This is a genomic window from Vibrio fluminensis (genome assembly GCF_015278125.1).
GTDB lineage: Bacteria > Pseudomonadota > Gammaproteobacteria > Enterobacterales > Vibrionaceae > Vibrio > Vibrio fluminensis.
On sequence record NZ_JADILO010000074.1, the window covers coordinates 1 to 855 of the forward strand.

General features: G+C 40.5%; 2 tRNA genes and 1 rRNA gene. All 3 read right to left on the reverse strand.

The annotated features are described in order from the left end of the window. Nucleotides 1-287 precede the first annotated feature (287 nt). Nucleotides 288-363 (reverse strand) — tRNA-Ala (locus IRQ95_RS21895). Between the two features lie 229 nt (nt 364-592). Continuing rightward, nucleotides 593-669: transfer RNA gene (locus IRQ95_RS21900), tRNA-Ile, on the reverse strand. A 91-nt stretch (nt 670-760) separates the two neighbouring features. Further along, nucleotides 761-855, reverse strand: a 16S ribosomal RNA gene (locus IRQ95_RS21905); the annotation flags it as partial.

Genomic DNA, 855 nt, shown 5'->3' on the forward strand with positions numbered 1-855 from the left:
AATTGATGTTAAACAACCAAAGTTGCTATCTCATTATTTGAATGAGCGAGATAGCTTTCGATTTTGCCGGACTCAAATATGTTTTGCTTTACTGAAACAGTAAGACAAAACCCAAGAACACTTGAATGTGTTTTTGTGTATTCAATAAATTGAATACTTTGAGAACTTTACAAACAACAATAAATTGTTGTTTTGTCAGCTTTCCAAATTGTTAAAGAGCWAKRTTTCTAATGAAACCATTTTTAAAAACACTCAACTTTCTATTCAAAAGTAAATGCGCTTAAAGATGGTGGAGCTATGCGGGATCGAACCGCAGACCTCCTGCGTGCAAGGCAGGCGCTCTCCCAGCTGAGCTATAGCCCCATTCTAACTTGATATTCTATTTGAACTCTTTGTTGTGCTGTGCATCGTCTTCAGTTACATACTTTTGTATGCTCCTTCATCGTCCGCTTGCACGCCGCGATTTCAAATATAATCTCGTCGTTACAACAGTCAAATGACTGGGTAGTTTAATTTATCTTTAGACAAGGTAGATTGAGAGGAAGTGTATACAAATACACGACAAACAATCTAACGAAGTATTAAGATAAATTGGTGGGTCTGAGTGGACTCGAACCACCGACCTCTCGCTTATCAGGCGAACGCTCTAACCACCTGAGCTACAGACCCTCCGGTATTGCTTCGTATAACTACGTTGCAATGATATCTCTTTTACAAACCATATCAATCTGTGTGGGTACTCATCACGATAATCATCGTATAAGGAGGTGATCCAGCGCCAGGTTCCCCTAGCGCTACCTTGTTACGACTTCACCCCAGTCATGAACCACAAAGTGGTGAGCGTCCTCCTCGAAA